At 65.4% G+C, this 3,371-nt stretch carries 3 protein-coding genes; 1 reads left to right on the top strand and 2 read right to left on the bottom strand.

What is annotated here, in order from left to right:
- Together ACLP25_RS17930 and ACLP25_RS17925 are read right to left on the bottom strand one after the other, a co-directional pair.
- On the bottom strand, positions 1-400 hold a 400-nt coding region (locus ACLP25_RS17930), incomplete at its 3' end, for a substrate-binding domain-containing protein (protein ID WP_442470532.1).
- Positions 401-585: 185 nt separating this feature from the next.
- Entirely contained in the window at positions 586-1,617 is a 1,032-nt protein-coding gene (locus tag ACLP25_RS17925) for a LacI family DNA-binding transcriptional regulator (RefSeq protein WP_442470531.1), read from the bottom strand.
- Between the two features lie 151 nt (positions 1,618-1,768).
- On the opposite strand from ACLP25_RS17925, the gene ACLP25_RS17920 reads away from it, so the two are divergent.
- Positions 1,769-3,196 (top strand): di-heme oxidoredictase family protein, encoded by a 1,428-nt coding sequence (locus tag ACLP25_RS17920; protein WP_442470530.1) that lies wholly within the window; start codon positions 1,769-1,771, stop codon positions 3,194-3,196.
- Positions 3,197-3,371 lie beyond the last annotated feature (175 nt).

Genomic DNA, 3,371 nt, shown 5'->3' with positions numbered 1-3,371 from the left:
CGCCGACGTTGTCGAAAGTGATGTAGAGCACGTTCGGGCTCTCGATCAGGCGGTCATAGGCGATGACCGGAATGCCTTCATCGGTCGCCTTCTTGACCGCCGGCAGGATCGCTTTGTTGTCCATCGCCAGGATCAGGAGCACGTCCGCGCCCTTGGCGATCAGGCTTTCGACGTCGGTGAGTTGCTTAGCGGGCGAGGCCTGTGCGTCGGCCGAAATGTATTTCGCCCCGGCCTTGTCGAGAACCTCTTTGATCGCCTTCTCGTCGGTCTTCCAGCGCTCTTCCTGGAAGTTCGACCAGGAGACGCCGACCGTGATGTCCTTCGCCGACGCGGCGAAGGACATCACGCTCGCGGAAGCGAGCAAGGCCGCCCCGACCGCCAACTTGTATGCAACTTTCATTTCTTTCCTCCACTAGAGGCCCCTTCGAGGACCGACGTTCGGATTCCTCTCGCGGACCGGTTACAAGCTCTTGGATCGCTATCTCACCGGGCGATCGTGCGGGACCACGACACTAGCCTTTGACGCCGCGCGAGCGCAACCTTCGGATGCGGTTCCACAGGAGGCCTCGGCTCGCCCGACCGCACTCACGGCAGGTTGTCCCGCATCACGATTTCGACCCGAATCTTCTCCTGTTCGGTAAGAATGGGCTCGCGGCGCGCGAGCGACAGCAGCACCCGGATCGCGGAGCGAGCCTCGTGCCCTGGGTCCTGAACGATGACCGCGTCCAGAACGCCGCGCAGCAGGCCGCGCCGCGTGACCGGCGTGAGATCATGGGCGACGAATACGACATCCGCCTCTCGGCCGGCGTCGGCGAGGGCCTTGACGACGCCCGGCGTTCCCGCCCCCACGTTGTAGAGACCGATCAAGTCAGGATGATCGGCGAGCATCATCGCGGTGAGGGCCTCATTCGCATCGTCCCGATCTCCGCCCTCAACCGGAGTCAGCGGAGCGAGAAGCGGATATTCCAGGCTGATCACCTGGTTGAAACCGAACACGCGCTCGGCGTGGTCACGCAGCGACTGCGACCCGGCGAGGACGCCAACCTTGCCGTTCCGCCCGCACGCGAAACGACCGATCAGCGAACCCGCTGTCCGCCCTGCGGCCACATTGTCGATGCCGACATAATGGTGACGGCGCGAGCCGGGCACGTCGGACACGAGCGTCACGACATGCGTCCCGCCTGCGACGAGGTCGTCGATCGCCGCCCGCACGCTCTGATGGTCGAGCGCCACCACCGCGACGCCTTCATAACGGCCGACCATGGATTCGAGGGCGTCCGCGAGCGCGACAGGGTTGAAAACGTCGACGTTGATCGTTTCCGCGCTAGCCCGCCTGGCATTTAGCCATGCGGTCATCTCCTCAACGGTGCCGACGATCGCCTGCATGAAGACGTTGCCCCCCTCCGGCATGACGAAGGCGAACCGGCTCGTCCGCCGCCGTGCCAAATCCGCCGCCGCCGATGACGGTCGAAACGCATAGCGGTCGATCGTCTCCCGGACCCGCCGAGCGGTGTCCTCGCGCACGCCCGCGCGCCCGTGCAGAACGCGGTCGAGCGTCGCGACGCTCACTCCAGCCTCCCGAGCAATATCCTTCAGCGAGAGGTGGCTTGCTGCCATATCCCAGCTCTTTGGCGTTTGCATAGCAATCAGCGTTGAGGTGCGCAACTCAGAATTTTGAGGGCGGGGTTCGATTGGGCTTGCAGCGGCCAGCCGGAACGTGACAAACAAACGCCAACAATCCGCCGCCTCAGCGGCGAGGCGAAGGGACATGAAACCAAACCTGGGAGCCTTGGCCGCGACCGGCGCGGCGGCGTGCCTCTTGGCGGCCGGCGCCGCCCTCGGCGGGAGTTGGGACGAGCGCGTCTTCGCGCCCGGCACGCATGTCGACTTCGACGCGGTCGCCGCCGCTGGTCCTTCGGCGCTGCCCGCCCTTGTCGAAAGGGGCCGCGAACTCTTCAAGGCCAAGTTCACTACGGTCGACGGCGCCGGACGGCCGAAGGCGACCCAGGCGATCATCCCGACCAAGCGCAAGAGCGGCGTCAATCCGCCGTTCACCCGAACAAGCGGCCCGGATTCGAACTCCTGTTTCGGCTGCCACAACGATCCGATCGAGGGCGGCTCGGGCGACGACGTCGCGAACGTCTTCGTCTCCGAGGGCTTCGAGAGCGCCCAGTTCGACAACATCGACCCCTCGTTCTCGAGCGAGCGTCACACCATTGCGCTCATGGGTGCCGGGCTGATCGAGCTTCTGGTGCGCGAGATGACCGCCGACCTCCAGGCGACCCGTGCGGATGCGGTGAAACAGGCCTGCGCGTCCGGCAAGGAAGTGCGCGCCGACCTCGTCAGCAAAGGCGTGCGCTTCGGCTGGATCGTGGCGCATCCGGACGGAATCGTAGACCTCGACTCTGTCGACGGCGTCGACTCGGACCTCATCATCCGGCCGTTCAGCCGGAAGGGGGTGTTCACCTCGCTCCGCCAGTTCACCATCAACGCGCTCAACATCCATCACGGCATGGAGGCGTCCGAGCGTTTCGGCGTCCGCTGGACGGGAACGCACGACTTCGCCGAGAGCGGCGTGCCCGACGCGATCACGCCCGGCGACGTCTCCGCCCTCGTCGCCTTCCAGGCGACCCTGCCGCCGCCGACCGTCAAGACCGACCTTCCCGATGACTGGCGCGCCGCGGCGGCGGAAGGTGCGAAGTCGTTCGACGCGATCGGCTGCCCGTCGTGCCACGTCAAGACGCTGCCCTTGAAGTCGTTGGTCTTCACCGACCCGGCGCCCTACGACATGGCCGGGACGCTTCGCTCGAGCGAGGTCAGGAAACCGATCGTCATCGACCTCTCTGCGCTGCCCTTCGCCAAGACCCTGCAGAAGAACGACAAGGGCGAGTGGCTGATCCCGCTGATGAGCGACTTGAAGCGACATCTCATCGTCGACGAGCAGGTCAACGCGCTCGGCAATGAATTGCAGGCGCAGCGCTTCGTCGAGCGCGACGTTTTCCTGACGCCGCGCCTGAGGGGCGTCGGCTCGACGGCGCCTTACGGCCACCGCGGCGATTTTCGCACCCTCGACGAAATCATCGTCGCGCATGGCGGCGAAGGGCGCGCTTCGCGCGACGCTTATCTGGCGTCCGACAAGGCGACGCGAGAAACAATCATCGCTTTTCTGCGTTCTCTCGTGATCGAGGCGCCATGATGACCCGTCTGTTTTCCAACGATTCGCGCTCGCTATTTGTTCGCCTGATGGCCGCCGCGTCGCTCGGCCTGGGACTCGCCCTGGCGCTGTTCTTCGCCGCGCCGGCGCTTGCCGAGGACGCTCCTCAAAAACCGCTCGGCGATATTCCCATCATGCATGAGGAAGCGGCGGCGGC

Source organism: Roseiarcus sp. (assembly GCF_052145395.1).
Lineage (GTDB): Bacteria > Pseudomonadota > Alphaproteobacteria > Rhizobiales > Beijerinckiaceae > Roseiarcus.
Note: the sequence above shows the minus strand (reverse complement) of the source record. Positions and strands in the feature narration are given on the sequence as shown.

Bases quoted from the DNA above. Each gene is read 5' to 3' on its own strand.
- ACLP25_RS17925 (WP_442470531.1), bottom strand. From the start codon at position 1,617: ATGGCAGCAAGCCACCTCTCGCTGAAGGATATTGCTCGGGAGGCTGGA.
- ACLP25_RS17920 (WP_442470530.1), top strand. From the start codon at position 1,769: ATGAAACCAAACCTGGGAGCCTTGGCCGCGACCGGCGCGGCGGCGTGC.